29 protein-coding genes are annotated in these 25750 nt (G+C 30.3%); 17 read left to right on the forward strand and 12 right to left on the reverse strand.

Annotation, left to right across the window (positions count from 1 at the left end):
• The 5 genes from ACQ65T_RS07695 to ACQ65T_RS07715 form a co-directional block, all read right to left on the reverse strand.
• Positions 1 to 2223 carry an NADP-dependent isocitrate dehydrogenase gene (locus tag ACQ65T_RS07695; RefSeq protein WP_430400502.1) on the reverse strand — a complete coding sequence of 741 codons (2223 nt, stop codon included), beginning with the start codon at positions 2221 to 2223 and terminating at the stop codon, positions 1 to 3.
• A 214-nt stretch (positions 2224 to 2437) separates the two neighbouring features.
• Positions 2438 to 2794, reverse strand: coding sequence for a 50S ribosomal protein L19 (gene rplS, locus ACQ65T_RS07700; RefSeq protein ID WP_430400503.1), 357 nt, complete (start codon positions 2792 to 2794; stop codon positions 2438 to 2440).
• Positions 2795 to 2912: 118 nt separating this feature from the next.
• Positions 2913 to 3335: a BLUF domain-containing protein gene (locus ACQ65T_RS07705; protein WP_430400504.1), complete on the reverse strand. Its 423-nt coding sequence runs from the start codon at positions 3333 to 3335 to the stop codon at positions 2913 to 2915.
• 49 nt (positions 3336 to 3384) lie between these two features.
• On the reverse strand, positions 3385 to 4062 hold the full coding sequence (trmD, locus tag ACQ65T_RS07710) for a tRNA (guanosine(37)-N1)-methyltransferase TrmD (RefSeq protein ID WP_430400505.1): 678 nt from the start codon (positions 4060 to 4062) through the stop codon (positions 3385 to 3387).
• 61 nt (positions 4063 to 4123) lie between these two features.
• Positions 4124 to 4933 carry a class I SAM-dependent methyltransferase gene (locus ACQ65T_RS07715; RefSeq protein ID WP_430400506.1) on the reverse strand — a complete coding sequence of 270 codons (810 nt, stop codon included), beginning with the start codon at positions 4931 to 4933 and terminating at the stop codon, positions 4124 to 4126.
• A gap of 208 nt (positions 4934 to 5141) precedes the next feature.
• Between ACQ65T_RS07715 and ACQ65T_RS07720 the strand changes: the two genes are divergently transcribed.
• The 5 genes from ACQ65T_RS07720 to ACQ65T_RS07740 all read left to right on the forward strand — a co-directional run bounded on the left by ACQ65T_RS07720 (position 5142) and on the right by ACQ65T_RS07740 (position 7841).
• Positions 5142 to 6074 (forward strand): peptidylprolyl isomerase, encoded by a 933-nt coding sequence (locus ACQ65T_RS07720; protein ID WP_430400507.1) that lies wholly within the window; start codon positions 5142 to 5144, stop codon positions 6072 to 6074.
• Between the two features lie 89 nt (positions 6075 to 6163).
• On the forward strand, positions 6164 to 6478 hold the full coding sequence (locus ACQ65T_RS07725) for a c-type cytochrome (protein ID WP_430400508.1): 315 nt from the start codon (positions 6164 to 6166) through the stop codon (positions 6476 to 6478).
• Between the two features lie 10 nt (positions 6479 to 6488).
• Positions 6489 to 7001, forward strand: a complete 513-nt coding sequence (locus tag ACQ65T_RS07730) for a hypothetical protein (RefSeq protein WP_430400509.1) — start codon at positions 6489 to 6491, stop codon at positions 6999 to 7001.
• The gene (locus tag ACQ65T_RS07735; RefSeq protein ID WP_430400510.1) at positions 6991 to 7491 is read left to right on the forward strand and encodes a hypothetical protein; all 501 of its coding nucleotides are present in this window, start codon (positions 6991 to 6993) and stop codon (positions 7489 to 7491) included. Before ACQ65T_RS07730 ends, ACQ65T_RS07735 begins: the two co-directional genes overlap by 11 nt.
• A gap of 5 nt (positions 7492 to 7496) precedes the next feature.
• Positions 7497 to 7841, forward strand: a complete 345-nt coding sequence (locus ACQ65T_RS07740; protein WP_430400511.1) for a hypothetical protein — start codon at positions 7497 to 7499, stop codon at positions 7839 to 7841.
• A gap of 123 nt (positions 7842 to 7964) precedes the next feature.
• Here ACQ65T_RS07740 and ACQ65T_RS07745 read toward each other — a convergent pair whose 3' ends face one another.
• Together ACQ65T_RS07745 and ACQ65T_RS07750 are read right to left on the reverse strand one after the other, a co-directional pair.
• Entirely contained in the window at positions 7965 to 8417 is a 453-nt protein-coding gene (locus ACQ65T_RS07745; protein ID WP_430400512.1) for a hypothetical protein, read from the reverse strand.
• A 3-nt stretch (positions 8418 to 8420) separates the two neighbouring features.
• Positions 8421 to 8975 (reverse strand): thioredoxin family protein, encoded by a 555-nt coding sequence (locus tag ACQ65T_RS07750; RefSeq protein ID WP_430400513.1) that lies wholly within the window; start codon positions 8973 to 8975, stop codon positions 8421 to 8423.
• Positions 8976 to 9094: 119 nt separating this feature from the next.
• Here ACQ65T_RS07750 and ACQ65T_RS07755 point away from each other — a divergent pair, with 119 nt between their 5' ends.
• Positions 9095 to 9436, forward strand: a complete 342-nt coding sequence (locus ACQ65T_RS07755; protein ID WP_430400514.1) for a tRNA-binding protein — start codon at positions 9095 to 9097, stop codon at positions 9434 to 9436.
• 51 nt (positions 9437 to 9487) lie between these two features.
• Here ACQ65T_RS07755 and ACQ65T_RS07760 read toward each other — a convergent pair whose 3' ends face one another.
• Both ACQ65T_RS07760 and ACQ65T_RS07765 read right to left on the reverse strand, forming a co-directional pair.
• Entirely contained in the window at positions 9488 to 9862 is a 375-nt protein-coding gene (locus tag ACQ65T_RS07760) for a PUR family DNA/RNA-binding protein (protein WP_430400515.1), read from the reverse strand.
• A 65-nt stretch (positions 9863 to 9927) separates the two neighbouring features.
• Positions 9928 to 11691 (reverse strand): ABC transporter ATP-binding protein, encoded by a 1764-nt coding sequence (locus ACQ65T_RS07765; RefSeq protein WP_430400516.1) that lies wholly within the window; start codon positions 11689 to 11691, stop codon positions 9928 to 9930.
• A gap of 196 nt (positions 11692 to 11887) precedes the next feature.
• Here ACQ65T_RS07765 and ACQ65T_RS07770 point away from each other — a divergent pair, with 196 nt between their 5' ends.
• From ACQ65T_RS07770 to yajC, 4 genes are all read left to right on the forward strand, one after another.
• Positions 11888 to 12994 carry a Glu/Leu/Phe/Val family dehydrogenase gene (locus tag ACQ65T_RS07770; protein WP_430400517.1) on the forward strand — a complete coding sequence of 369 codons (1107 nt, stop codon included), beginning with the start codon at positions 11888 to 11890 and terminating at the stop codon, positions 12992 to 12994.
• A 111-nt stretch (positions 12995 to 13105) separates the two neighbouring features.
• Entirely contained in the window at positions 13106 to 14014 is a 909-nt protein-coding gene (gene nusB / locus ACQ65T_RS07775; protein WP_430400518.1) for a transcription antitermination factor NusB, read from the forward strand.
• 17 nt (positions 14015 to 14031) lie between these two features.
• The gene (locus tag ACQ65T_RS07780; protein WP_430400519.1) at positions 14032 to 14502 is read left to right on the forward strand and encodes a DUF1573 domain-containing protein; all 471 of its coding nucleotides are present in this window, start codon (positions 14032 to 14034) and stop codon (positions 14500 to 14502) included.
• A 21-nt stretch (positions 14503 to 14523) separates the two neighbouring features.
• Positions 14524 to 14796, forward strand: a complete 273-nt coding sequence (gene yajC, locus ACQ65T_RS07785; RefSeq protein ID WP_430400520.1) for a preprotein translocase subunit YajC — start codon at positions 14524 to 14526, stop codon at positions 14794 to 14796.
• Between the two features lies 1 nt (position 14797).
• Here yajC and ACQ65T_RS07790 read toward each other — a convergent pair whose 3' ends face one another.
• A complete protein-coding gene (locus ACQ65T_RS07790) occupies positions 14798 to 15373 on the reverse strand; it encodes a YdeI/OmpD-associated family protein (protein ID WP_430400521.1) in 576 nt (191 codons plus the stop codon).
• Between the two features lie 149 nt (positions 15374 to 15522).
• On the opposite strand from ACQ65T_RS07790, the gene rimK reads away from it, so the two are divergent.
• Entirely contained in the window at positions 15523 to 16395 is an 873-nt protein-coding gene (gene rimK, locus ACQ65T_RS07795) for a 30S ribosomal protein S6--L-glutamate ligase (protein ID WP_430400522.1), read from the forward strand.
• Between the two features lie 65 nt (positions 16396 to 16460).
• On the opposite strand, the gene pepT is transcribed toward rimK, so the two are convergent.
• Complete coding sequence (gene pepT, locus ACQ65T_RS07800; RefSeq protein WP_430400523.1) at positions 16461 to 17699, reverse strand: peptidase T; 1239 nt, start codon at positions 17697 to 17699, stop codon at positions 16461 to 16463.
• Positions 17700 to 17824: 125 nt separating this feature from the next.
• Here pepT and ACQ65T_RS07805 point away from each other — a divergent pair, with 125 nt between their 5' ends.
• From ACQ65T_RS07805 to guaB, 6 genes are all read left to right on the forward strand, one after another.
• Positions 17825 to 18862, forward strand: coding sequence for a quinone-dependent dihydroorotate dehydrogenase (locus tag ACQ65T_RS07805; RefSeq protein ID WP_430400524.1), 1038 nt, complete (start codon positions 17825 to 17827; stop codon positions 18860 to 18862).
• 20 nt (positions 18863 to 18882) lie between these two features.
• A complete protein-coding gene (locus ACQ65T_RS07810; RefSeq protein WP_430400525.1) occupies positions 18883 to 19746 on the forward strand; it encodes a hydroxymethylglutaryl-CoA lyase in 864 nt (287 codons plus the stop codon).
• Positions 19747 to 19943: 197 nt separating this feature from the next.
• A complete protein-coding gene (locus ACQ65T_RS07815) occupies positions 19944 to 21125 on the forward strand; it encodes a porin (protein ID WP_430400526.1) in 1182 nt (393 codons plus the stop codon).
• Between the two features lie 98 nt (positions 21126 to 21223).
• Complete coding sequence (locus ACQ65T_RS07820; protein ID WP_430400527.1) at positions 21224 to 21760, forward strand: FMN-binding protein; 537 nt, start codon at positions 21224 to 21226, stop codon at positions 21758 to 21760.
• Entirely contained in the window at positions 21760 to 22257 is a 498-nt protein-coding gene (locus ACQ65T_RS07825; protein ID WP_430400528.1) for a hypothetical protein, read from the forward strand. The genes ACQ65T_RS07820 and ACQ65T_RS07825 overlap by 1 nt, the downstream gene beginning before the upstream one ends.
• Positions 22258 to 22342: 85 nt before the next feature.
• Positions 22343 to 23815, forward strand: coding sequence for an IMP dehydrogenase (gene guaB / locus ACQ65T_RS07830; RefSeq protein ID WP_430400529.1), 1473 nt, complete (start codon positions 22343 to 22345; stop codon positions 23813 to 23815).
• 54 nt (positions 23816 to 23869) lie between these two features.
• On the opposite strand, the gene ACQ65T_RS07835 is transcribed toward guaB, so the two are convergent.
• Positions 23870 to 25711: a cystathionine beta-synthase gene (locus ACQ65T_RS07835; RefSeq protein ID WP_430400530.1), complete on the reverse strand. Its 1842-nt coding sequence runs from the start codon at positions 25709 to 25711 to the stop codon at positions 23870 to 23872.
• Positions 25712 to 25750: the final 39 nt, after the last annotated feature.

Consider the following 25750-nt stretch of genomic DNA (forward strand, 5'->3'; position numbering starts at 1 on the left):
TTATTTCAATTTTGCTAAAATTGAGTTTAAAGTAGTACTTGGTCTCATTGCTTTATCGGTTAATTCAAAGTTTGGATGGTAATAACCACCAATTTTTTGAGGCTTACCTTGAGCGGCAATTAATTCTTCATTAATTTTAGATTCGTTAGCATTTAAATCATTAGCAATAGGAGTGAAGATTGCTTTTAATTCAGCATCTCTATTTTGGTTTGCTAAAGCATTTGCCCAATATAAAGCTAAATAAAAATGAGAACCTCTATTGTCAATACTTCCTAATCTTCTTGCTGGCGATTTGTCATTTTGTAAAAACAATTCAGTTGCTTCATCTAACGTTTCTGATAATACCAATGCTTTTGGATTATTAAATGTGTTGCCTAAATGTTCATAAGAAACACCTAAAGCTAAAAATTCACCTAATGAATCCCAACGCAAATATCCTTCCTCAATAAATTGCTCAATGTGTTTTGGAGCCGATCCACCAGCACCTGTTTCAAATAATCCACCACCGTTCATTAAAGGAACAATAGATAGCATTTTTGCAGATGTTCCAACTTCTAAAATCGGAAATAAATCGGTTAAATAATCACGCAATACGTTTCCTGTTACAGAAACAGTATCTAAACCTTTAACGATTCTTTCTAAAGAGAATTTAGTTGCGTCAACAGGGTTCATAATACGAATGTCTAAACCATTTGTAACGTGATCTTTTAAATAGGTATTTACTTTTTCAATAATTTGTCTATCATGAGCTCTGTTTTCATCTAACCAAAAAATGGTTGGAACACCAGTTGCTCTAGCTCTATTAACCGCAAGTTTCACCCAGTCTTGAATAGGTGCGTCTTTTACTTGACACATTCTAAAAATATCTCCAGTTTCAACAACTTGTTCCATAAGAACAGTTCCATTATTATCTTTAACTGTAACTGTTCCATTAGCATCCATTTGGAATGTTTTGTCATGCGATCCGTATTCTTCTGCTTTTTGAGCCATTAAACCTACATTAGGAACACTACCCATTGTTGTTGGATCTAAAGCACCATTTTCTTTACAGAAATCAATTGTAGCTTGATAAATACCAGCATAACATCTGTCTGGAATAATAGCTTTTGTATCTTGAGAGTTTCCTGCAGCATTCCACATTTGCCCTGAGTTACGAATCATTGCAGGCATTGAAGCATCAATGATAACATCTGAAGGGACATGAAGATTAGTAATTCCTTTATCAGAATTTACCATAGCTAGTGACGGTCCGTTTTCCATTGCAGCATTTAAAGCAGCTTCAACTTCAGCTTGTTTAGCATGATCTGCAATTTTTGCATACACATCACCTAAACCGTTTTTAGTGTTAACTCCTAATTCTTCAAATAAATCAGCATATTTTGCAAAAACGTCTTTGAAATACACTTCTACAAAAGCACTAAATAAAATCGGATCTGAGATCTTCATCATTGTTGCTTTTAAATGCACTGAGAATAAAACACCTTTTGCTTTAGCGTCTTCAATTTGAGTTGCTATAAAAGCCCTCAATTTATCCATGTTCATTACTGAACTATCAATTATTTCTCCTGCTTTTAAAGGAGAATTGTCTTTTAAGACGCTAGTTGTTCCATTTGCATCAGTAAATTCAATAGTAAAACTTCCAGCGTCTTTTATACAAACTGACTTCTCAGTACCATAAAAGTCACCATCAGTCATATGTGATACATGTGATTTAGAATCTGAAGACCAAGCGCCCATAGAATGAGGATGCGCTTTCGCATAGTTTTTTACGGCTTTTGGTGCTCTTCTGTCTGAGTTTCCTTCACGTAAAACAGGATTTACTGCAGAACCTAATACTTTAGCATATTTTGCTTTAATTGTTTTTTGTTCTTCAGTATTTGATTCTTCAGGAAAATTAGGAATGTTAAAACCTTGAGATTGTAATTCAGCAATTGCTTCTTTTAATTGAGGAACTGATGCTGAAATATTAGGTAATTTTATAATGTTTGCTTCGGGAGTAGTTGCAAGTGCTCCTAATTCTGTTAATGCGTCACCAATTTTTTGGTCTTCACTCAAGAATTCTGGAAAATTTGCTAAGATTCTTCCTGCTAACGAAATGTCTCTAGTTTCTAAATCAATATTTGCGGGCTTTGAAAAAGCTTGAACTATAGGTAAAAATGAATGTGTTGCCAACATAGGCGCTTCATCAGTAATTGTGTATATAATTTTAGATTTGTTAGACATTGAATATATGTTTAATTAATTTAATTTTTTTTAAGTCACGCAAATATAAGAATTATTGGTCACAATTTAAAGGTAGTTAATTGCTTAAAGCGTGGAATTTAGAATTTGATAATTGAAACGTATATAATTATCATATTCTTATTTAGGATACATTTTTTTTGATAATAAAAAAGCCCCAACAGATGTTAGGGCTTTAGGTTTTTTCAAGAAAGAATTAGTTTTTATATCTTCTTTCTTTAATTTTTGCTTTTTTACCAGTAAGTTCTCTGAAGTAGAAAATACGTGCTCTACGAACTTTACCTCTTTGGTTAACTTCAATTTTTTGAATAGCTGGCATGTTGATAGGGAAGATACGCTCTACACCTATAGCGCCAGACATTTTACGAATTGTAAAAGTTTCAGTAGCACCAGAACCTCTTCTTTGGATTACTACTCCTTTAAAGAACTGAGTTCTTGTTTTTTCACCCTCCTTAATTTCGTAGTATACAGTGATTGTATCACCAGCTGCGAAAGTAGGTAAATCTTTTTTTGTAACGAATTCGCTATTTACGAAATCAACTAAATTTGCCATAATATTAATATAACTATTTGATTTAGAGTAACATTCACGGATATCGTCAGAGGTTAGTCCAAAACTGGATGCAAATTTACAATTTTATATTTAATTTGCAATCTTTTGAAAAAAAATATTAAGTATAAAGAACTTGGTTTCTAAAGGAGTTTAAAAATGTTTCAATGAATGTTTTTACAATCAAATCAATTGAAGTATTGTTTTTAAAGCGAAATGGATTGATTTCAGGATGATTATTTAAAAACGTTGGGTCAACTAAGCTGTATCCCATCTTCCAATCTGAAAAAGTTCTTTTTTTTATAGGCTCATTTATTACAGTAATAATGTTTTTATGGCGATTATCGAGTTTTATTTTCTCAAATGTATTTTGAATTTCATCTTTATTGCCCTCTAATATTTGAATAAAATTTCCTTCGGAGTACAAAAGGAGTCCTGTAATGTTTTTTTGCGCATTATTGAACCTAGATTTCTGAAGAAGTAAATTAATTTCTTCATCTGTAAATAGTTCAATTGCTGAACTTAAATATATAATTCTATGCATAGGATAAAATTTATACTTAAAGTTAAAAAAAAAATTAAAAAATCAAAAACTATTCTTTTAGTAAATCAGGTCTTCTGATTTGTGTGTGTTCCAATGCTTTTTGTTCTCTCCATTCTTCAATTTTTGAGAAATTCCCACTTAAAAGAATATCTGGCACTTTCATTCCTTTGTATTCTGCTGGTCTAGTATAAATAGGTGGTGAAAGTAAATTGTCTTGAAAACTATCTGTTAATGCTGAAGTTTCATCAGATAAAACACCAGGAATTAAACGAATAATTGCATCGCAAAACACAATTGCACCAATTTCTCCTCCTGAAAGTACATAATCACCAATTGATATTTCTTTGGTAATGTGTAAGTCTCTAACTCTTTGATCTACTCCTTTATAATGCCCACATAAGATGATTATATTTTCATACATAGACATAGAATTAGCCATTTTTTGGTTCAAGGTTGAGCCATCTGGCGTCATGTATATAATTTCATCGTAAGTTCTTTCAGATTTTAGTTTTGAAATACAATCATCAATAGGTTGTATATTCATAACCATACCAGCACCGCCACCATATTGATAATCATCAACACTTCTCTGTTTGTTTTTAGTATAGTCTCTAAGATTGTGAAAGTGAACCTCTACCAATTTTTTTTCGATAGCTCTTTTCATAATTGAGCCTTCAAAAGGGCTTCTTAATAAATCGGGTAAAACGGTGATGATATCAATGCGCATTGTATAGAGATTGCAATGTTAAAAGGCCAAAGTTACAAAGTTTCTTGCTGAGTAGCTAATCTTAAAAAATGAAGTTATTTTTTATTGCTGTTAAACTGTACATCATCGGAATTTTGTTTTCCAAATGTTTTATTCTAAATTTTCCAGGTTCAAACTCTACTGTTTCATTAAAACAATTGTAATTAGAATAGTCATATTCTTCAAATGATTCAATTTGTAAACCATTGTTCAATAATGCTTGAAAAACTTCAGCTAACGAATGATTCCATCCTATATAATCTGTTTTAATATCTGTATCTTTCTCAGCGTAAGTCCCAGATTGTTCTTCAGCAATAGCTTTTTCGTTATGATAATGATATTGAATTTTAGTAAAATTATCATCAAACATCCAAATTACAGGGTGAAATTCAACAAAAACTAATTTGCCATTTGGTTTTAAAAAATGTGAAATCACTTTTGCCCATTTGTCTAAATCGGGTAACCAGCCAATTGCACCATAACTTGTGTAAACAATATCAAATTGTTCTTTTAAATGATTTGGAGTATCATACACATCAGCGCAAATGAATTTTGCATCTAGCTTAAGTTGTTTATTTAATTCTTTTGCTTTTTCAATAGCTTTATCTGACAAATCAATTCCTGTGCATTTGCCTCCAAGTCTGGCTAATGATAATGTATCTTGCCCAAAATGACATTGTAAGTGCAAAATACTTTTTCCTACTATATTGCCTAAAAGTTCTAAATCAATTTTAGGAACCGAATTTTTGCCCTTTAAAAAGCCGTCCATATTATAAAAATCAGAATCTAAATGAACTGGAACTTGATTGTTCCAAGCTTGTTTGTTGATTTCTAGGTAGTTTTCTGCTTTCATGTTGAAAATGGATTATGAATTTTAGCCCTGATGGAAGTGACATCCTTTATAATTTGTTAGTTTGAGCGTAGTCGAGAAACAAAAATTATATAGATATAACGGACAGCAGGACAAAAAGTGATTGAATAGATGCTTTTCTGCTTCTAATTAACCAAAAATACTCAAAAATTATTAGTAATTTTGCACTTTAATTTAAAAAAGTAAAAACATGCAAGACGGAATTTACGCAAAATTTAACACGCCAAAAGGAAGTATTTTAGTAAAATTAACTCACGATAAAACTCCAGGAACTGTTGGAAACTTTGTTGGTTTAGCTGAAGGTCAGTTAGAGAATACTGCAAAACCAATGGGAACTCCATACTATAACGGATTAAAATTTCATAGAGTAATTCCTGATTTTATGATTCAAGGTGGTTGTCCACAAGGAACAGGAACAGGTGATGCAGGTTATAAGTTTGATGATGAATTTCATCCTGAATTAAAACATGATAGACCAGGAGTATTGTCTATGGCAAATGCTGGACCAGGAACAAATGGATCTCAGTTTTTCATTACGCACATTCCAACTGATTGGTTAGATGGTAAACATACTGTTTTTGGTCATGTAGTTGAAGGGCAGGAAGTTGTTGATGTTGTTGCTCAAGGAGATGCTATTGAATCAATTGAAATTGTAAGAATAGGAGAAGAAGCAGAAAAATGGAATGCCATTGAAGCTTTTAGAACTTTTGAAGGTTCTCGTGAGAAAAGGTTAGCAGAACAAAAAAAAGCAGCAGAAGAAGCTTTAGAAAAATTAGCAGCTGGATTCGAAACTACAGAAAGTGGTTTACGTTATAAAATGATTCAAAAAGGAACTGGAAAACAAGCAGAAAAGGGTAAAACAGTTTCTGTACATTACCAAGGTGCTTTAGAAAACGGTCAAGTGTTTGATTCTTCATACAAAAGAAAACAACCTATTGATTTTAAATTAGGTGCAGGACAAGTTATTGAAGGTTGGGACGAAGGTATTGCTTTGTTACAAGTAGGAGATAAAGCGCGTTTTGTGATTCCTTCTTATTTAGGATATGGTTCTAGAGGTGCTGGAGGAGTTATTCCACCAGATGCAACTTTAGTTTTTGACGTTGAGTTAATTGACGTTAAATAAGTTTTTTTAATCAGTTTACAATACATAAAAATCCCGAAGGTTTCTTTCGGGATTTTACTTTTTTACTATATTTACTAAAATTAGAATCTATGAAGAAAAAGGTTGTTTTAGCACTTTTAATTGTTGGACTTGTTTCATGTAATGCGAAGAAGGCTGTTGTTGAAGAAACAAAAATAAATGAATCAACTCCTGAGTTACTAGCGCCTATGATTCCTTTAACAGCTGAACTATCACAAGGTAAAACCGTTTTTGAGGCTAAATGTAATAAATGCCACGATTTACCAGTTCCCAGTCATTATACTAAAGAACGTTGGAAGCCAATTTTGAAAGGTATGCAAGAAGCGGCTAAAATATCAGATGAGGAAAGAGAGTTGGTTTATAACTATGTAACAATGAATTTGTAATTTTTTTTACATGGGATATATTGGTTTTGGATTGCAAAAATGGATTTATAAGCAAAAAGCGAGAAGACCATTCTCTAATTCTAGAAATGGAATTTCAGAAGATAGTTCTTTTTCAAAAAATTTCAATGTTCCTGTAGGTGCTTATAATAAAGAGCAAGCTATTGACAATATCGACAAAAGAAAAAAAAGAGATTTTTTTATTGTTGGTTCGTTTATTGTAATAATTGTTGGATTTGGATTTTATTTTAGTAATAGTTTTTCTATTTATGAAAATGAAAATCTTCAAAATAAATTAGATAAAGAACTTGGTTTTAAGCTAGAATCATATACTATTTTATTAGATTCAGGAGATAAATATTTTAAAAATGGTGATTATTTAATTGCTTCAACAGAATATGAATTAGCTTATAAAGTTAAACCAAGTGTAGAATTAAAAAAGAAATTGCTATCATGCTATTTTGAACTTTGTAAAGATAATTCGGATTTTTGCTTAAAATACAACAACCTAAAAAATGAAAAATAAACTTACTTTACTCTTCCTTTTTTTCTCAATTTTCAGTTTCAGTCAAGTGCCGCATTGTGGATTTGATTTTACTTCTTATTTGGTTGTTTTGCCACATGAAAACGGTAATTCTGCAGTTATAAACGATTTGCAAATTACTGTTGTAGATGAAAATGGAAACGAAGTAATTAATACAGAAAATACTTTAAGTTGGATTAATAAAGACAAAGCACTTTCATTTGATAGAAACTATTTGATAAGCAAACCCACTGAAAAAGAGCGCTGGTTTTTTCCTTATGCCAATGAGAGCTATTTTTTATCGGTAACCAATACATTTCCTGCGGATAATTACAGTATAAAAATTTCAGATCCTAAAGGAGTTTATAAAACACAAACTATACAATTACAGCCTTTTAACATGTATATTTTGTGCTCAAGTGAAAATGAAAAGCAATCGCGTCAATTCGGGCCAAGAACGAACCGACCTATTGAGGTTGTGATGGAGAAGTAATAGCTATGGGAAATACTATTCAAGTTAAATATAATGAACATTATAAATTGTATGTTTTATTAAAAGATTATATCCTTTTTGAATATCTATTAATTGAAAACAAAATTGATTATTATTATGATATAGTTGAGAATTCTAACGTTAGTTCTGGAATTCGTTTTTTTATTCAAGATAAAGACAGAAGTTTAGTTAATGAATTATTAATTAAAAATGAAATAATAGCAAGTACAGAAACTATTTTACTTACAGATTATGAAGATGGAAAAAAAGTGTATAAGTTTCAATTATATACATATTTAATAGTAATTGCGCTAGTAATATTAATAATTTTAATAGGTTCTTATTTATGAATATAAAATTATGAATATTACTTTTTATTTTAAGCTCAATTTCATTATTCTCACAAAATAAAATAATTGAAGGTAAAATATTTGATTAAAATTAATAAAAGTAAGATAGTTATTGTCTTTCAGTTAATTAAAAATCACATAAACCAAATTTCCAACTAACATAATTTTAAAAATCAAAGACAATGCACTGATTTTTAAATAAAATTTTGTTTGTGCTGTAATAATTAGAATCACTAATAAAGGCAAGATTAAACCTGAGAATAATCTAAGTGAATAGGTTTCAGAAAAACCATTAAAACGATAAGAATTCACTTCATTAAAAAGTATTGATTCTTTTCTAGTAATAAAATCGCCTTGTTTTATCTTTTTTGAAAACTCTTTAGAAATTATAAATTGCGCATCTTCAGTTTTTAGTGTGTAGCTTAAATGCGAATTTCCTCCTGCATTATAGTAGTTCTGCCTTACTGTCTTAATTGAACTCACTTTGCTTGTGATTTCTTTTCCAGGCAAAGAAAAATCAAGAATAAATATAAGTGCTAAAATATAAAATAGGATTACAGATGCTTTTTTAATCATAATCTACCTCCACTTAATATTACAACCAATACTTGGTTTTTGTGGTTCTACTATTTTACGGTTGTAAAGCACAGCATCAATAGCATTTCGTAAATCGCTTCCGCTAATTGAGATGTTGTTTCCAGGTCTTGAATCGTCCATTTGTCCGCGATAAACCAATTTATCCTGACTGTCAAATAAATAAAAATCGGGTGTACAAGCAGCATCATATGCTTTTGCTACTTCTTGAGTTTCATCGTATAAATAAGGAAATTCTATTTTGTTTTCTAAAGCAAAATCAGCCATTTTATCTGGAGCATCTTGCGGATAATTTATGATATCATTACTTGAAATAGCAACTATTCCTATTCCTTGCACTCTATAATCGTTAGCAATCATTACAATTTCTTCAATTACATGAACCACAAACGGACAATGATTGCAAATAAACATAACCAAAGTTCCTTTATTTCCTTTACATTCTTCAAAATTAAAATTGGTATTAAAATTACTTGCTGATAATAAGAAATCAGGTGCTTTTGTACCAAGTGGTAACATGTTTGAAGGAGTTTGAGCCATTTTGAATAAGAGTTTAGAAATTAAATTTCAGAAGTTATTAACCTCTTGTTATTATACGTTAGTAAATGAATAATGTTACAAAATGATTGAAAATTCTTAAATTTGAAAAAAGAAAACAAATGAAAGTTGAAATTAATTGGCAAGATTTTGAAAAAGTTGAAATGCGTGTTGGAACCATTATAGAAGTCAATGATTTTCCAGAAGCGAGAAATCCTGCCTATCAATTAAAAATTGATTTTGGAAAAGAAATAGGTCTTTTAAAATCATCTGCACAAATAACAAAGCGTTATTTAAAAGAAGATTTGCTCAACAAGCAAATTGTAGCGGTTGTAAATTTTCCTAAAAAACAAATAGGCAAATTCATGAGTGAATGCCTGGTTCTTGGCGCTATGGGAGATGAAAATGACATTGTGTTGCTTTCGCCTCATTTTAAAGTTGAAAACGGATTAAAAATTGGATAAAAAAAAGCCCAGAAATTTTCAGGGCTTTTTTTATAATATTGATTAGATATATTAAATATCGTCAAAACTAATGTCCGTAAAACTGCTTGTAGAAACGTTTTCAGTAGTTTCGTTGTCGTATACTTCTTTTTTGAAGTCTTTTTGGTGTCTTTCAGAAATTACTTCTTCACCTTTATGGTCTACAACAAATGAAGTCATTTCGTCTAGAATTTCTTGAAAAGCTGCAAAATCTTCTTTGTATAAGTAAATTTTATGCTTTTTAAAATGATAAGAACCGTCTTCTTCAGTAAACTTTTTACTTTCAGTAATAGTTATGTAATAATCATCTGCTTTTGTAGCTCTAACATCAAAAAAATAAGTTCTTCTTCCTGCTCTTAATACTTTAGAAAAGATATCCTCTTTATCTAACATTTCTTTTTCATTCATAATCCTTCGATCTATTATTGGTTTTTATTGAAATCAAAAATCTAAAAAAAAAATGTATAAAACAATTAATTCACAATTTCTTTTTCTGAAAGTTGTTTATGGTATAAATCTTTATAATAACCTTCTTGTTCGAGCAATTGATTATGAGTACCTTGTTGAATAATTTGTCCTTCGTCTAATATGATAATTTTCGTGGCATTTTTAGCCGAAGACACTCTATGACTGACAAGAATTGTAGTTTTGTTTTTGCAATATTGAGTCAAACTATTTAAGATAGCTTCTTCTGTTTCTGTGTCAACTGCGCTAAGGCAATCGTCTAGTAATAAAATAGGTGCATTTTTAATTAACGCTCTAGCAATTGAAACTCTTTGTTTTTGTCCGCCAGAAAGTGTTATTCCTCTTTCTCCTAAAATAGTATCGTATTGATTAGTGAAATTAATAATGTTATTGTGAACTACTGCTTTTTTTGCAGCTTCAATAACTTCAGTGTCAGAAGCATTTTCATTCCCAAATTTAATATTGTTTTTAATTGTGTCTGAAAATAAAAAAGCATCTTGAGGAACAACGCTAATGTTGTTTCTCAAATCATCTAGATTTACATCTTTAATTGTTTTATTGTCAATTAATATATTTCCTTCAGTTGTATCGTACATTCTACTCACTAAAGAAAGAATAGACGATTTTCCGGAACCTGTTTTCCCTAATATAGCAAGGGTTTCTCCTGGATTAATTTCAAAAGAAATATTTTTTAATGCAGTTATATTTGTGTCGTCATAAGTAAAGGTCACGTTTTTAAATTCAATTCTTCCTTTAATATCATCATGTTGAGATGAAGTATTTTGAATAGAAGGAGTGATTTTTAAAAACTCATTCAACCTTTTTTGAGAAGCTTCCGCTTCTTGTACTAATGAAGAAACCCAACCTAAAGAAGCAACAGGCCAAGTTAACATGTTAATGTAAAGAATGAACTGTGCGATAACACCAATACTTTCAATTTTACCATCAATATACATAGTTCCTCCTACATAAATCACCACTAGATTACTCAAACCTATAAGTAATATCATTAATGGTCCAAACAATGAGTTTACTTTTACTAAAGACATGGATTTGTTTTTACTTTCTTGCGTAAGTATTTCAAATTCTTTTTCTTTTTCTTTCTCAATTGCATAAGCTTTGATTACTCTAATTCCAGAGAAAATTTCTTGTGCGAATGAAGATAAAGTGGAAAGGTTTTTTTGAAATTCACTACTTCTTTTGTGTATTTCAGAGCTAATTTTGAAAACACCATACGATAAAAGTGGTAAAGGTAATAAAGAGTAGAGAGTTAATTCTGGAGAAATATTATACATGTATATGATAACAACAGAAAAACGAATGAATGTATTTAATGAGTACATAACAGCTGGACCAACGTACATTCTTACTTTTCCAACGTCTTCACTTATTCTACTCATTAAATCTCCTGTTCTATTTTTTTTATAAAAATCTTGGGATAATTTTTGATAGTGATTGTATACTTCGTTTTTTAAATCAAACTCAATATAGCGTGACATAACAATTAAAGTTTGACGCATTAAAAAGGTTAAAAATCCTGCAATTATTGTTGTTGCTAAGATGAGTAGAACGTTGTTCAGTAATTCTTTTTTCACCAAAACGGAAGAAACATTTTCTTGCTTGGTAAACTCTTCAATTGTCTTTATAGAATTACCTATTAATTCAGGAGTGAATAAAGAAAATATTTGAGCGGCAATTGTAATGATAATACCAAGAATAAATCGGTATTTATATTTGACAAAGTATTTGTTTAAATATTGTAATTCTTTCATTTAAAAAATTAAAAAAGTAATTATTTGTTATTAAAAAATTGAAAAAGATGGTTTTTTATTAATTTTAATATTTTCTAAAAATCAACTATTTCATTGTCAAATTATTAAAAAAAAGCTAATTTTTTGAATCATTTTGATTTTATACGTAATATTGCGGATAATTTTTTAAAAATAATTCAACACAATCAAACTCAATATGACATCAGAATTAGTAAAAACAAACGAATTGCATAAAGTTGACCCTGTTTTTGGTCAAGTTTCATTTGACGGACACGAACAAGTTGTTTTTTGTAATGACAAAGATACAGGATTAAAAGCAATTATTGGTATTCATAATACAGTTTTAGGTCCGGCTCTTGGTGGAACTAGAATGTGGAATTATACAAATGAATGGGAAGCCTTAAACGACGTATTACGTTTATCTAGAGGAATGTCTTATAAAAACTCTATTTCGGGTTTAAATTTAGGTGGTGGTAAAGCTGTTATCATTGGTGATGCTAAAACACAAAAAACACCTGAATTAATGACTCGTTTTGGACAATTCGTAGATTCATTATCTGGAAAATACATTACTGCAGAAGATGTTGGAATGGAAACAAGAGATATGGATATTGTTAGTGAAGTTACAAAACACGTAGCTGGAATTTCAGTTGAAAGAGGTGGTTCTGGCAACCCTTCTCCTGTAACAGCATATGGAGTTTTTGTAGGAATGAAAGCTGCTGCTAAATATCAATTTGGTTCTGATAACTTAGAAGGTAAAAAAGTATTAGTTCAAGGAATTGGTCACGTTGGTGAAGTTTTAGTTCAGCATTTAACAGAAAGTGGTGCAATTGTAACTATAGCTGATCTTAATGAAGATAGATTAAATGAAGTTGGGTCTAAATATGGCGCTAAAATTTATACCGGTTCAGATTTATATGCTGCTGATGTAGATATTTACGCTCCTTGTGCATTAGGTGCAACTATTAATGATGATACTATTAATAAAATACAAGCTAAAATTATTGCAGGTGCTGCTAATAACCAATTAGCAAATGAAGTTACTCATGGTAAATTATTAAAAGAAAGAGGAATTTTATATGCTCCTGATTTTTTAATTAATGCTGGTGGAGTAATTAATGTTTACTCTGAATTAGTTAAATGGACAAATGCTCAAGTAATGGAAAAAACGGAAAATATCTATAACACAGCTTTAGAAATTTTCAAATTTGCTGATGATAATAATATTACAACTCATCAAGCTGCATTTTCAATTGCTCAAAAAAGAATTGACGATAGAAAAAACGAAATTCAGAATAAATAATAGATAATATTATTGTAGTTTTGCAAAGCGAAAGGATTATTCTTTCGCTTTGTTAATTTTAAAAGTTCTTTAAGTAGTATGTTAAATAGAAGACATATAAGGATAAAGGTGATGCAGACGATTTATGCAATGCACCAACATCAATCTGATAATCTAGAAAAAGAGGAGAAATTCTTATTTGCAAGCATTGAAAGTATGCAAGATTTGTATTTGTTAATGTTATCTGCATTAATTGAAATTCAAAGTAAAGAAGAAGAGTATTTAGATTTAGTTTCCAAAAAACATTTAGCTACTAAAGAAGAGAAAAATCCTTCTTCTAAGTTTATTCAAAACAAATTTTTACATATTTTAAAAAACAGCGAGTCGTTGTTGGATAAAATTGATGCTCGAAAAATAAATAATTGGAAACAAAATGATGATATTATTTTGTTTTTAATTGATGCGGTTAAAGAAAGTCAGTTATATATAGACTATATGAGTAAATCTGAATCAACTTTTGATGAAGATAAATATTTCATTGCCGATTTGTTTTCTGAAGTTATTGCTCCAAATGAGAAACTTTACGATTATTTAGAAGACTATAAACTAACTTGGTTAGATGATGTTCCTTTGGTAAATACAATGATTTTAAAACAAATCAAACAAGTAAAAGAAACTCAAGAAGAATTTAAAGTAACAAAACTTTATAAAGATGAAGACGATAAAGATTATGCAAAGAATCTTTTCCGTAAAACCGTTTTAAATGAAGTTGAGTTATCAAAACAATATATTGATAAAACACCAAATTGGGATACTGATAGGATTGCTGAAATAGATACTATAATTCTTAAAATGGCAATTTGTGAGTTTTTAAAGTTTCCTTCAATTCCAGTAAAAGTAACAATTAACGAATATTTAGAAATTGCAAAAGAATATTCTACACCAAAAAGTAGTATTTTTATCAACGGAATTTTAGATAATTTAATTAAAGATTTAAAAAACGAAAATATACTTGTGAAAACAGGTAGAGGATTATTATAAATATTAAATTTTAAGTTATGTTAAGAAAAACATTAAGTTTAGCATTATTAGTTATAACATTAGCATCATGTAACGATAAAGGTTCTTCTAAAATTACTGAGCAAGACATGAAAGCCGTTGAAGCTGAAAAAGCTTTGATGGGTAAGTTTCCTAAAATTGAATTAGATAAAGCAGAACATGATTTTGGAACAATTAAAGAAGGGGAGGTTGTTGAAACAGTATTTAAAATAAAAAACATTGGAGATTCTGATTTAATTATTGCAGATGCAAAAGGAAGTTGCGGCTGTACAGTTCCTGAACCACCAAAAGAACCTATTGCTCCAGGTCAATCAGCTCCTATTAAAGTTTCTTTTGATTCAAACGGAAAAACAGGTCAACAAAACAAAACAGTTACATTAACGACAAACACTGAAACCGGAAACGAAACGTTTAATATTAAAGCAAACGTTACTCCTAAAGATGGAAAAGCAGTATATGTAACACAATAAATAACAAATAAATAATTAAATATGACACCAACGTTAGCTATACAATTATTGTTAATGATAGCAATATTTTACTTTTTAATGATTCGTCCACAACAACAAAGAGTTAAAAAAGAAAAAGCTTTTGAAGCAGGTTTAAAAACTGGAGATAAAGTAATTACTAAATCAGGAATTCATGGAAAAATTGCTGAATTGTCTGAAGGAACTGTAGTTGTAGAAACAATGGCAGGAAAAATTAAAATGGAACGTTCTGCAATTTCTTTAGAATTAACAGCAAAACAAACAGAAAAGAAATAATCTATTTTCTATACTTATCATTTAAACCGGTGTTCGAAAGAATCATCGGTTTTATTTTTTCTAATCGTATCAATTTTGTTTTTTCTTGTTTTGCGCTTTCTATGTATTCAATAAATTCACTTTGTTTGTATGGTTTAAACTCATTAAAAGCGTTCTTTAAATTATCATTAAGGTTACATGCTTCATTTAATAAGTCTGATTGAATTGATTTTTTCTTAGTTGATTTTACGGTTAACACTTTTTCTTTAATTGAAATGGCTTCTTTAATATATTGTAAAATTACTTTCTCATCAATTTCGTTAATAGAATTAAAACGCATTTGACGCATAGATTTTGTTGTTCCTTCTTGAGCATTAATTAGTAATTTTTGCTCATCTTTTAGAAAAACACCGTTAAAAAACCAAATTCCAAAATACGATTTAAAGCCACCAATTCCTAGAATATTTTTACCATTATAGCTATAAACCGGACCTCCCCATTTAATATCTTCAAATAGATTTGCTTTAGCAACAATTGACTTTAAAAATTCTAGTTCTTCATTCCATTGATCAGTTTTGTTCCAAGGGTTTTTCTCCATTTTTTACATCTAATTTTAGTAAAAATAAAAAATCTTAGATATAATTATTAAAGTATTACAAATAAATAGTATTTGTTTCTTTTTTAATTCTATTTTTGCTACCTTTTTAAAATTCATAAGAATATAATAATTAATACTTTAAAGAACGAATGAAGATTGCGATTTTATCGAGAAACTCAAATTTATACTCTACCAAAAGACTTGTTGAAGCAGGTGAAAAATTAGGACATGAAATGCATGTTATTGATCACTTAAAATGTGATTTAGTGATTGAGAAAAAAAATCCTTCTATTGTCTATAAAAATCAACGTTTAGAAGATTTTGATGCAGTAATTCCTCGTATAGGTGCTTCAGTTACATTTTATGGCACTGCTGTTGTTCGTCAGTTTGAGATGATGAAAACTTTTACTGCGGTAGAATCTCAAGCATTAGTTCGTTCTAGAGATAAATTAAGAAGTTTACAAGTTCTTTCAAGAGCTGGTTTAGGCTTGCCAAAAACAGTTTTTACCAATGATACTAAAAACGTAGAAGCAGTAATTAGTGAAGTAGGTGGAGCGCCTTTAATTATTAAACTATTAGAAGGAACTCAAGGACTTGGTGTTGTTTTGGCAGAAAATGACAAAGCAGCTGAATCAGTTTTAGAGGCATTTCATGGATTGCAAGCAAGAGTAATCGTTCAGGAATTTATTAAAGAAGCTGGTGGAGCAGATATTCGTGTATTTATTGTTGACGGACAAGTAGTAGGAGCAATGAAACGTCAAGGTAAAGAAGGTGAGTTCCGTTCAAATTTACATAGAGGTGGAACAGCTGAATTAATTGAATTAACTGACGAAGAAGAAACAGCGGCTTTAAAAGCAGCCAAAGCAATGGGATTAGGTGTTGCAGGTGTAGATTTATTACAATCGGCTAGAGGTCCACTTATACTTGAAGTAAATTCTTCTCCAGGTTTAGAAGGAATTGAAAGAGCTACAGGTCAAGATATCGCTAAAAAAATTATAAAATACATAAGTAGAAACGTTTAATGTATTAAATGTTTTAAATAAAAAAGGTCTGCAAATGCAGACCTTTTTTTTGTTTTTTTATTATCTTATTTTTTAGCAGTAAGTTCAGCAATTTTTACAATTACTTCTGTTGCTTTTACCATACTTTCAACAGGAACATACTCATATTTTCCGTGAAAATTGTGTCCACCTGCAAAAATATTTGGGCAAGGTAAACCTTTGTAAGATAATTGAGAACCATCTGTTCCACCACGAATTGGTTTAATTAATGGAGTAATTCCCAATTCTTTCATCGCTTCTTCTGCAATGTCAACAATATGAAATACAGGTTCCACTTTTTCACGCATGTTATAATATTGGTCATTTACTTCAGCAATACAAATGTCTTCACCAAATTGTGTTGCATATTGTTGATTTATTTTTGCTGCAATAGTATGAATCAATTTTTTTCTTGCTTCAAAAATAGCTTTATCATGATCACGTATAATTAATTGTAAAACGGTTTCTTCTAAACTTCCATCTAAATGATGAACATGAAAAAAACCTTCATATCCAGATGTTTTTTCTGGAACTTCATTGGCAGGCAAGGCAGAAATAAATTCATTGGCTAAAAGCATTGAATTAATCATTTTTCCTTTTGCATAACCTGGGTGTACACTTTTACCTTTGAAAGTTATTTTTGCACCAGCAGCATTAAAATTTTCATATTCTAATTCGCCAATTTGACTTCCATCCATTGTGTAGGCATATTCACAACCAAATTTTTCAACATCAAATTTATGCGCTCCACGACCAATTTCTTCATCGGGAGTAAATCCAACTCTAATTTTTCCGTGTTTAATTTCTGGATGTTGGATTAAATATTCCATTGCCGACATAATTTCGGTAATTCCAGCTTTGTCATCAGCGCCTAAAAGAGTTGTCCCGTCAGTAGTAATTAACGTTTGTCCTTTATATAAAAGTAAGTCTTCAAAATAACTTGGTGATAAAATGATATTTTGTTTTGCATTTAAAACAATATCTTTTCCATCGTAATTTTTAATAATTTGTGGGTTTACATTAGCACCCGTAAAATCAGGAGTTGTATCAAAATGCGCAACAAAACCAATAGTTGGAACTTCATGGTCAACATTACTAGGTAAAGTTGCCATAATATAAGCGTTTTCATCAATAGTAACATCTTGCATTCCCATTGATTTTAGCTCTTCAACTAGTTTATTAGCTAAGTCCCATTGCTTAGCTGTACTTGGTGTTGTATTTGAATTTGGATCAGATTCGGTATCTATAGTAACATAGCTTATAAAGCGATCAATAATGTGTTGCATGATAAAGGTTTAAAATTGAATGCAAATATACTATTTCTCAAGAAAATCATTCTAAGTAAAATCTTAAAACTTATAGGTAATTATAAAGTTGAATTCTTATTTTTGCAGAACACAACAACTCAACTATGTACAAATTACTTATTCGTCCGTTTCTTTTTCTATTTGACCCTGAAAAAGTGCATTATTTTACCTTTTCGATAATTCGTTTTTTAAATAAAATTGGTTTTTCGGTAATTTTTAAATCTCTTTATGAGGTAAAAGATTCAAGATTAGAGCGTGAAGTTTTTGGTTTGAAATTTAAAAATCCAGTTGGACTTGCTGCAGGATTTGATAAAGATGCTAAATTATACCAAGAACTCTCAAATTTAGGTTTTGGATTTATTGAAATAGGAACCTTAACTCCAAAAGGTCAAGAAGGTAATCCGAAAAAGCGTTTATTTCGCTTAAAGGAAGATTCGGCAATTATTAATCGCATGGGTTTTAATAATGGTGGCGTTCTAGAGGCTGTTGAACGTTTAAAAAGAAATAAAGGAGTTTTAATTGGTGGAAACATTGGCAAAAATAAATTGACTCCAAATGAAGAAGCTGTTAAAGATTATGAAATTTGTTTTGAAGCACTTTTTCCTCATGTAGATTACTTTGTGGTAAATGTAAGTTCGCCAAACACACCTAATCTTAGAGAACTTCAAGATAAAAAACCACTGACAGACTTGTTGCAAACGTTGCAAAATATAAATTTGGCTAAACCTGTCACTTCGAGCGGAGTCGAGAAGCCAAAACCTATTCTTCTTAAAATTGCACCCGATTTAACAGACGAACAATTGTTAGACATTATTGATATTATAAAAGAAACAAAAATTGCAGGGGTAATTGCTACAAATACTACTATTTCTCGTGAAGGTTTAAATTCAGAAAATAGATCTGAGGTGGGCGGATTATCAGGTAAACCATTAACAAATCGTTCTACTGAAGTGATTCGATTTTTATCTGAAAAAAGCAATAAAGCATTTCCAATTATTGGAGTTGGCGGAATTCATACCGCTGAAGATGCTTTAGAGAAACTAGAAGCGGGTGCGAGTTTAATTCAGTTGTATACCGGTTTCATTTATGAAGGTCCATCTTTAATAAAATCAATCAATAAAAAGATTTTAGAAAATAGCTAAAAATGCTATCTTTGAAAACTATGAGCCAAGTCAAAATTATAGAATGTCCAAGAGATGCTATGCAAGGCATTAAGGATTTTATTCCTACAGAGAAGAAAGTACAATATATTCAATCACTTTTGCGTGTAGGTTTCGATACAATTGATTTTGGAAGTTTTGTTTCGCCAAAAGCAATACCTCAAATGGCTGATACTGCAGAAGTGTTGGCACAATTAGACCTGTCTCAAACACAAAGTAAGTTATTAGCAATTATTGCGAATACAAGAGGAGCTGAATTAGCTTCTGTACATAAAGAAATACAATATTTAGGTTTTCCTTTCTCTATATCAGAGAACTTTCAAATGCGAAATACGCATAAAACTATTGCAGAATCTATCCTTACTTTAAACGAAATATTAGAGATTGGTGATAAATCTAATAAGGAAGTAGTTACTTATATTTCTATGGGTTTTGGTAATCCATATGGAGATCCATGGAATGTAGAAATAGTAGGAGAGTGGACGGAAAAATTAGCTAATATGGGAGTTAAAATACTTTCATTGTCAGATACTGTAGGTAGTTCTACTCCAGAGGTTATAGATTATCTTTTCTCAAATTTAATACCCAAATACCCAAATATAGAATTTGGAGCTCATTTGCACACTACTCCAGATAAATGGTTTGAAAAAGTTGATGCAGCTTATAAAGCTGGCTGTCTTCGTTTTGATGGAGCTATAAAAGGTTACGGTGGTTGTCCAATGGCTAAAGATGATTTAACTGGGAATATGCCAACAGAAAAAATGCTGTCTTATTTTACTTCAAATAAAATAGATACCAATTGTCATGCAATTAGTTTTGAAAGTGCATATAACGAATCTTTAAAGATATTTGATTCATTTCATTGATTACTTTTTAGATATTTTTTTTTACTCAATCTTTTATTTTAATACCTCTCTTGTTCTTTAACTATTTAATTTTCAAACCCCTATTTTTTTTACATTTATTATTTTAATTTATTCTAAATAAACTTGCGTATTTAATTTTGCCTTGGTATTTTTGCCTCGTAATTTTTATACAATCTAAATAATAATAATAATTAAAAATGAAGAAATTAGTATTTTCATTAGCTATAATGGCAACAGCATTAGTAAATGCTCAAACAGTAAGTGACTCAATTCAATTGGATCCGCAAAAACAACAAAATGCTGCACAACGTATTTTATCTGGAAATTATGGAAAAGCTGTAACTGTTGGTGGATATGGAGAGATGCTTTATAATCAACCTGAAGGAGATAACGGTACTTTAGATGTTCAACGATTAGTAATGCTTTTCGGATATAAATTTGATGATAAAATACAATTCGTTACTGAAATAGAATTTGAGCATGTTCAAGAAGTTTATGTAGAACAAGCTTTCATAAATTATAATTTAGCAAATAATGTGAATTTAAGAGGAGGTTTGATGTTGGTGCCTATGGGAATTATTAATGAGTTTCACGAACCAACTACTTTTAACGGTACAAATCGTCCATCGATGGACAAGTCTATTGTTCCAACAACTTGGAGAGAACTTGGAGTTGGAGTTTCGGGTAAGTTTAATGACCTTTCATTAGGTTATCAAGCATATATTTTTAATGGTTTTAAGTCGGTTACTTCAGATGAAAACGGTATTGTAACAGGAGGTTTATTAGGAGGCTCAAATGGATTAAGAGGTGGAAGACAAAAAGGCATTGAATCTACAATAAATTCACCAAATTTATCATTGAAATTTGACTATTACGGTTTGCCAGGTTTACGTCTTGGTTTATCAGGTTATTTTGGAAAAACACAAGCTCCAGATGATGTTGATATGATTGATGGAGCAGATGTAGGATTGTCAATGATAGGTTTGGATGCTCGTTATGCATATAGAAAATTTATGGCTAGAGGTCAATATATAATAGCTGATATTTCTGGTTCTAAAGAATATAATGCTCTTACAGGTCAGAATTTAGGGAGTCAATTGTCAGGATATTACATAGAAGGAGCTTATAATTTATTACCTTCTCAAAATGCTCAAAAATTATTTGCTTTTGCGCGATATGAAAAGTATGATACTCATGCAAAAGTTGATGCAATTACTGAAAATTTAGGTTATGATAGAACTGATATTACTTTAGGACTTACATATCACTTAACTTCTGGAGTAGTTGCAAAAGCTGATTATCAATTTAATGATAACGCTGCTTTGCCAAGTGATTTAGTTAAAAATCAATTGAATTTTGGTTTAGGAGTTTGGTTCTAATAATTGTTTAGTTTAATTATAGTTATCATACAGCTAAAGAATAACTTTAATGTTGTTCTTTAGTTGTTTGGTTTTAATAAATCAAGTATTTTTGCAATATGAAAATAAATAGTCTTTTTACAATTTTGTTATCAGTTTTAATTTTTTTCTTATGTTCTTTTGAGATTCCTAAAAGCCTTAAAAAGAAAGTAGCTAAAGAAATTAAAGCAACATTTTCAATTGAAAATTATACGCTAACAAATGTTTCAATAAATACATCATTAAATACCTCATTACCTATTAAAGTAGATGATAATAATTTTTATAAAATTATATCTTCAAATAAGGTTTTGGGTTATGTTTTTTTAGATAGAGCACCAAGTAAAACAGCAGAGTTTGATTATTTAATTTTATTAGACGCAACTGGAACAATTAAAAAATCAAACGTACTTATTTATAGAGAAGAATACGGCGGTGAAATTGGTAGTACACGTTGGTTACGTCAATTTATAGGTAAAAATACAAATGATAATTTAGAATATAAAAATAATATTGACGCTATTTCTGGTGCAACTATTTCGGTGCGTTCAATGATAAATGCTACAAATGACGTTTTAAAAACGGTAAAAATGTTAAAAGATAACAAAGCTATATAATGCAATTAAACGGACTACTGTATTCACTACCTAAACAGGCAAAATATTTCTGTGCTGCTTTTATAATCGTATTAAGTATTGGTTATTACACAGGTCTTACATTTGTTTCTCAAACAACTAATAATTCTACGATAGGAATTGAAGAAAATTATTTAGGTAACGAAGATGATTTAGAAGCAGACACTATGAAATTTAAAAAAGGTGAGCGAGAAATGCTTACTATTATACATACTCATATTTTGTCTCTTTCATTTATTTTTTTTCTTCAAGGGATTTTTGTCTTAATGACGAGTTTGCCAAAAAAACTAAAGGGATTTTTATTAATTGAACCATTTCTTTCAATTATAATAACATTTGGAGGTATTTACTTTTTATGGTTAGGATATACTTGGGTAAAATATTTAATTATTATTTCTGGGCTAACAATGACGCTATGTTTTACAATAGGTTCAATAATAGTTTTAAAACAATTACTATTACCAAGAACTAATGAATAATTTATTTTAAAAATTCTAATTAGGAATTTCTATATTCTACCTTATTTTAATTATCTTTGCATGCAATTTAACTACAAATTGCAACATGAAAGCACACACAGCGAAAATCATCGGAGAAGGACTTACTTATGACGATGTTCTTTTAGTTCCAAATTACTCTCAAATACTTCCACGCGAAGTAAGTATCAAATCAAAATTTTCTAGAAACATTACTTTAAACGTTCCTATTATTTCGGCTGCTATGGATACAGTTACCGAAAGTGATATGGCTATTGCTATGGCTCAAGAGGGAGGAATAGGTGTTTTACATAAAAACATGTCTATTGAAAGACAAGCAGCTGAAGTTCGTAAAGTAAAACGTGCAGAATCAGGAATGATTATTGACCCTGTAACTTTAACATTAAATGCAACTGTTGGTGATGCTAAAAGAGCAATGAAAGAGCACGGAATTGGGGGTATTCCAGTAGTTGATGATGAAATGACTCTTAAAGGCATTGTCACCAATCGTGATTTGCGTTTCGAAAAAAATAGCGATCGTTCTATCGTTGAAGTTATGACCTCTGAAAACTTAGTTACGGCTAAAGTAGGTACAACTTTAGAACAAGCAGAAGAAATTTTACAAGATCATAAAATTGAAAAATTATTAGTAGTTTCTGAAGGTAACAAATTAGCCGGATTAATTACTTTTAGAGATATTACTAAACTTACTCAAAAGCCAAACGCTAATAAAGATCAATACGGTCGTTTACGTGTTGCTGCTGCTTTAGGAGTTACTGCCGATGCTGTTGAAAGAGCTACTGCTTTGGTAAATGCTGGAGTTGATGCTGTTATTATTGATACGGCTCACGGGCATACAAAAGGAGTTGTAGATGTACTGAAAGCAGTTAAAGAAGCTTTTCCAAATTTAGATGTTGTAGTAGGAAATATTGCAACACCAGAAGCAGCTCAGTATTTAGTTGAAAGTGGTGCTGATGGAGTAAAAGTTGGAATTGGACCGGGGTCAATTTGTACAACACGTGTTGTTGCAGGAGTTGGTTTTCCCCAATTTTCGGCAGTTTTAGAGGTAGCCGCTGCAATTAAAGGCAGTGGAGTTCCTGTTATAGCAGATGGAGGAATTCGTTACACAGGAGATATCCCTAAAGCTATGGCAGCAGGAGCAGATTGTGTAATGCTAGGGTCACTATTAGCAGGAACGAAAGAGTCTCCGGGAGAAACAATTATTTTTGAAGGGAGAAAATTCAAATCATATAGAGGAATGGGTTCTGTAGAAGCTATGAAAGAAGGTTCTAAAGACCGTTATTTTCAAGATGTTGAAGATGATGTTAAGAAATTAGTTCCAGAAGGAATTGTAGGTCGTGTTCCTTACAAAGGTGAATTAAATGAAAGTATGCTTCAATTTATTGGAGGTTTAAGAGCCGGAATGGGTTATTGTGGTTCTAAAGATATTGCAACATTACAAGAAACAGGAAGATTTGTAAGAATCACAACTAGTGGAATAGGGGAAAGCCATCCGCATAATGTAACAATCACAAAAGAGGCTCCTAATTATTCGCGATAATTATATGTATTATAACAATAAAAAAATCCATTAGTATTTACTAATGGATTTTTTTTAAATAGTTTCTACAAATTCTAAAAAGACCTTTTTGTGTAATTCAAGATCTAGATTTGGAGAAAGTGATGCGCGAACAATATAATCTTTATCACCTTCTTTAGTTGTGCCTTGTGTAGATGTAGCAGGTATTGTCCAATAACATCCTTTAAGTTGTCCATAACTTACACAAAACTTACTTTCATTTGGAATTTTAGTAATCATTAAGTTTATTAACTTCAGATTCAATGCTCTTTTATAGTTTTCTCTCTCTTCTTCATTATTTCCTTTTGTTGGAAGATCTAATGAAAATACAGATGGTGTAAAGCCTTGAATTGCTAACTCTTCTGAAACAAAATTAATTTTAGCATTAGGTAGCACTTTTTGAATAAAATTCACAAATTCACGTGTATTTTTATATGCTTCAGTTATTCTTTGATTCATAGAAGGCAATTGTTCTGCTAAAATTTCATATTGAAGTGCAGTTGCTTCATTATCACAAAGCATTAAATGTTTTTCTATTTTTTGCATGAGAGAAACTGTTTTATTATTCCCTACACAATAACCAGCAGTACATTTTCCTCCACTTGGAAATTTAGAACCGCTTGCAAAAGAAATAGTCCTTACCGAAGAGAGTATTTCATTTTCTCCTAGAAAGTGTACATTAGGACAAAATGTTTGATCTAAAATAAAAACAGGTTCAATAGCGATTGTTCCGTTTGGAGTAGTTCTTTTTTTAGTTAAAACCTCTCTTAACTGAACTAGATTTGGAACTTCTACTCTTGGATTTGTTGGAATTTCAGCTATGATGAATGGTATTGCATCTTCGTCAGCAATTTTAGCTAAGACAACATCAATACTTTTGTTCATATCGTTGCCACCATCAACAGGTAAATCAACAATTTCTACATTATCAAGGCATGCAGCAACTCTTCTTGCTTGATCATTTGTACCGCCATAACAATTAGGAGGTACTACTAATTTTATAGTTTTTCCTTTGTGGTTTTCTAAGGCATCATGTATAAGTCCCATTAAAATAGCATATTGAATAGACAACCCACTTGATGCGACTAGTGGTTTTGTACTCGTACCTGTAATTTCTTTAATAGAGTTCAGAACTTTTATTTTATCAGATTCTCTATTTTTTTCAGTTTCACATATAGGTTGATTTGTTAATCCTTTTAAAGCATTTAAAGCATTTGCAGGAGTCATTGCTATGGTTTCTCTTCTTCTTACATGCTGAATTTCTGGAATATAATCTTCATTTTTAGTTCCATTTACTAATAAAACACTTCCAAATTCTTCGTTAATGTTGATGTAAAAATCAATATTTGAATTTTGATGAATAGTTGAAACTTCATTTTGTATTGAAATGAAAATAGTTGTTCCATCAAAATTTGAAACTTCTTCTGCTTTTTCAACATTTATTAAACTAAATTCATAGCCATAAACATTTCTTATTATTTCTGCTTCAAAACATTTTGGTAATTCGTTAGTGTAATAGATTTGAGTTCTTTTATTTGCAAATAAATTTTTTCTAAGTATTGCTAATATAGGTGCCGTCTTAGAATCAAAGCTAATTGCATTTTCAGACTTTAAGTTATTTAAATTTGCTATTGTCCATTCCAAAACACAAGATAAAGGATGGCCTAATCTAATATAATCGTATGCAGTAGGTAAATTATTTAGAACTGAAGCAGATGCGTTATTTTCATTAAATAAATTTTCAAAAACTTCTAAAAATTGAGTTTTCGCCAATTTTTCATCATATATATCAAGTCTATGTGTTGTTATGTTTAACCAACCAATAGGCATGTTTTCTATAACATTTTTAATATAATTTAATCTTTTATTACCTTCCATTTTACATATTTTATAGGTTCAGCAAGGTACATCAATTAG

It is taken from the genome of Flavobacterium sp. (assembly GCF_965284515.1).
Classification (GTDB): Bacteria; Bacteroidota; Bacteroidia; order Flavobacteriales; family Flavobacteriaceae; genus Flavobacterium.

What these genes read in the sequence shown, in the direction of transcription:
- nusB (WP_430400518.1), top strand. Translation starts at nt 13,106, where the DNA reads ATGCAGACGATTTATGCAATGCACCAACATCAATCTGATAATCTAGAA.
- ACQ65T_RS07705 (WP_430400504.1), bottom strand. Translation starts at nt 3,335, where the DNA reads ATGCATAGAATTATATATTTAAGTTCAGCAATTGAACTATTTACAGAT.
- ACQ65T_RS07720 (WP_430400507.1), top strand. Translation starts at nt 5,142, where the DNA reads ATGCAAGACGGAATTTACGCAAAATTTAACACGCCAAAAGGAAGTATT.
- ACQ65T_RS07755 (WP_430400514.1), top strand. Translation starts at nt 9,095, where the DNA reads ATGAAAGTTGAAATTAATTGGCAAGATTTTGAAAAAGTTGAAATGCGT.
- ACQ65T_RS07760 (WP_430400515.1), bottom strand. Translation starts at nt 9,862, where the DNA reads ATGAATGAAAAAGAAATGTTAGATAAAGAGGATATCTTTTCTAAAGTA.
- ACQ65T_RS07770 (WP_430400517.1), top strand. Translation starts at nt 11,888, where the DNA reads ATGACATCAGAATTAGTAAAAACAAACGAATTGCATAAAGTTGACCCT.
- ACQ65T_RS07805 (WP_430400524.1), top strand. Translation starts at nt 17,825, where the DNA reads ATGTACAAATTACTTATTCGTCCGTTTCTTTTTCTATTTGACCCTGAA.
- ACQ65T_RS07825 (WP_430400528.1), top strand. Translation starts at nt 21,760, where the DNA reads ATGCAATTAAACGGACTACTGTATTCACTACCTAAACAGGCAAAATAT.
- guaB (WP_430400529.1), top strand. Translation starts at nt 22,343, where the DNA reads ATGAAAGCACACACAGCGAAAATCATCGGAGAAGGACTTACTTATGAC.
- rplS (WP_430400503.1), bottom strand. Translation starts at nt 2,794, where the DNA reads ATGGCAAATTTAGTTGATTTCGTAAATAGCGAATTCGTTACAAAAAAA.
- ACQ65T_RS07790 (WP_430400521.1), bottom strand. Translation starts at nt 15,373, where the DNA reads ATGGAGAAAAACCCTTGGAACAAAACTGATCAATGGAATGAAGAACTA.
- yajC (WP_430400520.1), top strand. Translation starts at nt 14,524, where the DNA reads ATGACACCAACGTTAGCTATACAATTATTGTTAATGATAGCAATATTT.
- ACQ65T_RS07740 (WP_430400511.1), top strand. Translation starts at nt 7,497, where the DNA reads ATGGGAAATACTATTCAAGTTAAATATAATGAACATTATAAATTGTAT.
- ACQ65T_RS07715 (WP_430400506.1), bottom strand. Translation starts at nt 4,933, where the DNA reads ATGAAAGCAGAAAACTACCTAGAAATCAACAAACAAGCTTGGAACAAT.
- pepT (WP_430400523.1), bottom strand. Translation starts at nt 17,699, where the DNA reads ATGCAACACATTATTGATCGCTTTATAAGCTATGTTACTATAGATACC.
- trmD (WP_430400505.1), bottom strand. Translation starts at nt 4,062, where the DNA reads ATGCGCATTGATATCATCACCGTTTTACCCGATTTATTAAGAAGCCCT.
- ACQ65T_RS07765 (WP_430400516.1), bottom strand. Translation starts at nt 11,691, where the DNA reads ATGAAAGAATTACAATATTTAAACAAATACTTTGTCAAATATAAATAC.
- ACQ65T_RS07815 (WP_430400526.1), top strand. Translation starts at nt 19,944, where the DNA reads ATGAAGAAATTAGTATTTTCATTAGCTATAATGGCAACAGCATTAGTA.
- ACQ65T_RS07820 (WP_430400527.1), top strand. Translation starts at nt 21,224, where the DNA reads ATGAAAATAAATAGTCTTTTTACAATTTTGTTATCAGTTTTAATTTTT.
- ACQ65T_RS07735 (WP_430400510.1), top strand. Translation starts at nt 6,991, where the DNA reads ATGAAAAATAAACTTACTTTACTCTTCCTTTTTTTCTCAATTTTCAGT.
- ACQ65T_RS07725 (WP_430400508.1), top strand. Translation starts at nt 6,164, where the DNA reads ATGAAGAAAAAGGTTGTTTTAGCACTTTTAATTGTTGGACTTGTTTCA.
- ACQ65T_RS07835 (WP_430400530.1), bottom strand. Translation starts at nt 25,711, where the DNA reads ATGGAAGGTAATAAAAGATTAAATTATATTAAAAATGTTATAGAAAAC.
- ACQ65T_RS07745 (WP_430400512.1), bottom strand. Translation starts at nt 8,417, where the DNA reads ATGATTAAAAAAGCATCTGTAATCCTATTTTATATTTTAGCACTTATA.
- ACQ65T_RS07810 (WP_430400525.1), top strand. Translation starts at nt 18,883, where the DNA reads ATGAGCCAAGTCAAAATTATAGAATGTCCAAGAGATGCTATGCAAGGC.
- ACQ65T_RS07730 (WP_430400509.1), top strand. Translation starts at nt 6,489, where the DNA reads ATGGGATATATTGGTTTTGGATTGCAAAAATGGATTTATAAGCAAAAA.
- rimK (WP_430400522.1), top strand. Translation starts at nt 15,523, where the DNA reads ATGAAGATTGCGATTTTATCGAGAAACTCAAATTTATACTCTACCAAA.
- ACQ65T_RS07780 (WP_430400519.1), top strand. Translation starts at nt 14,032, where the DNA reads ATGTTAAGAAAAACATTAAGTTTAGCATTATTAGTTATAACATTAGCA.
- ACQ65T_RS07695 (WP_430400502.1), bottom strand. Translation starts at nt 2,223, where the DNA reads ATGTCTAACAAATCTAAAATTATATACACAATTACTGATGAAGCGCCT.
- ACQ65T_RS07750 (WP_430400513.1), bottom strand. Translation starts at nt 8,975, where the DNA reads ATGGCTCAAACTCCTTCAAACATGTTACCACTTGGTACAAAAGCACCT.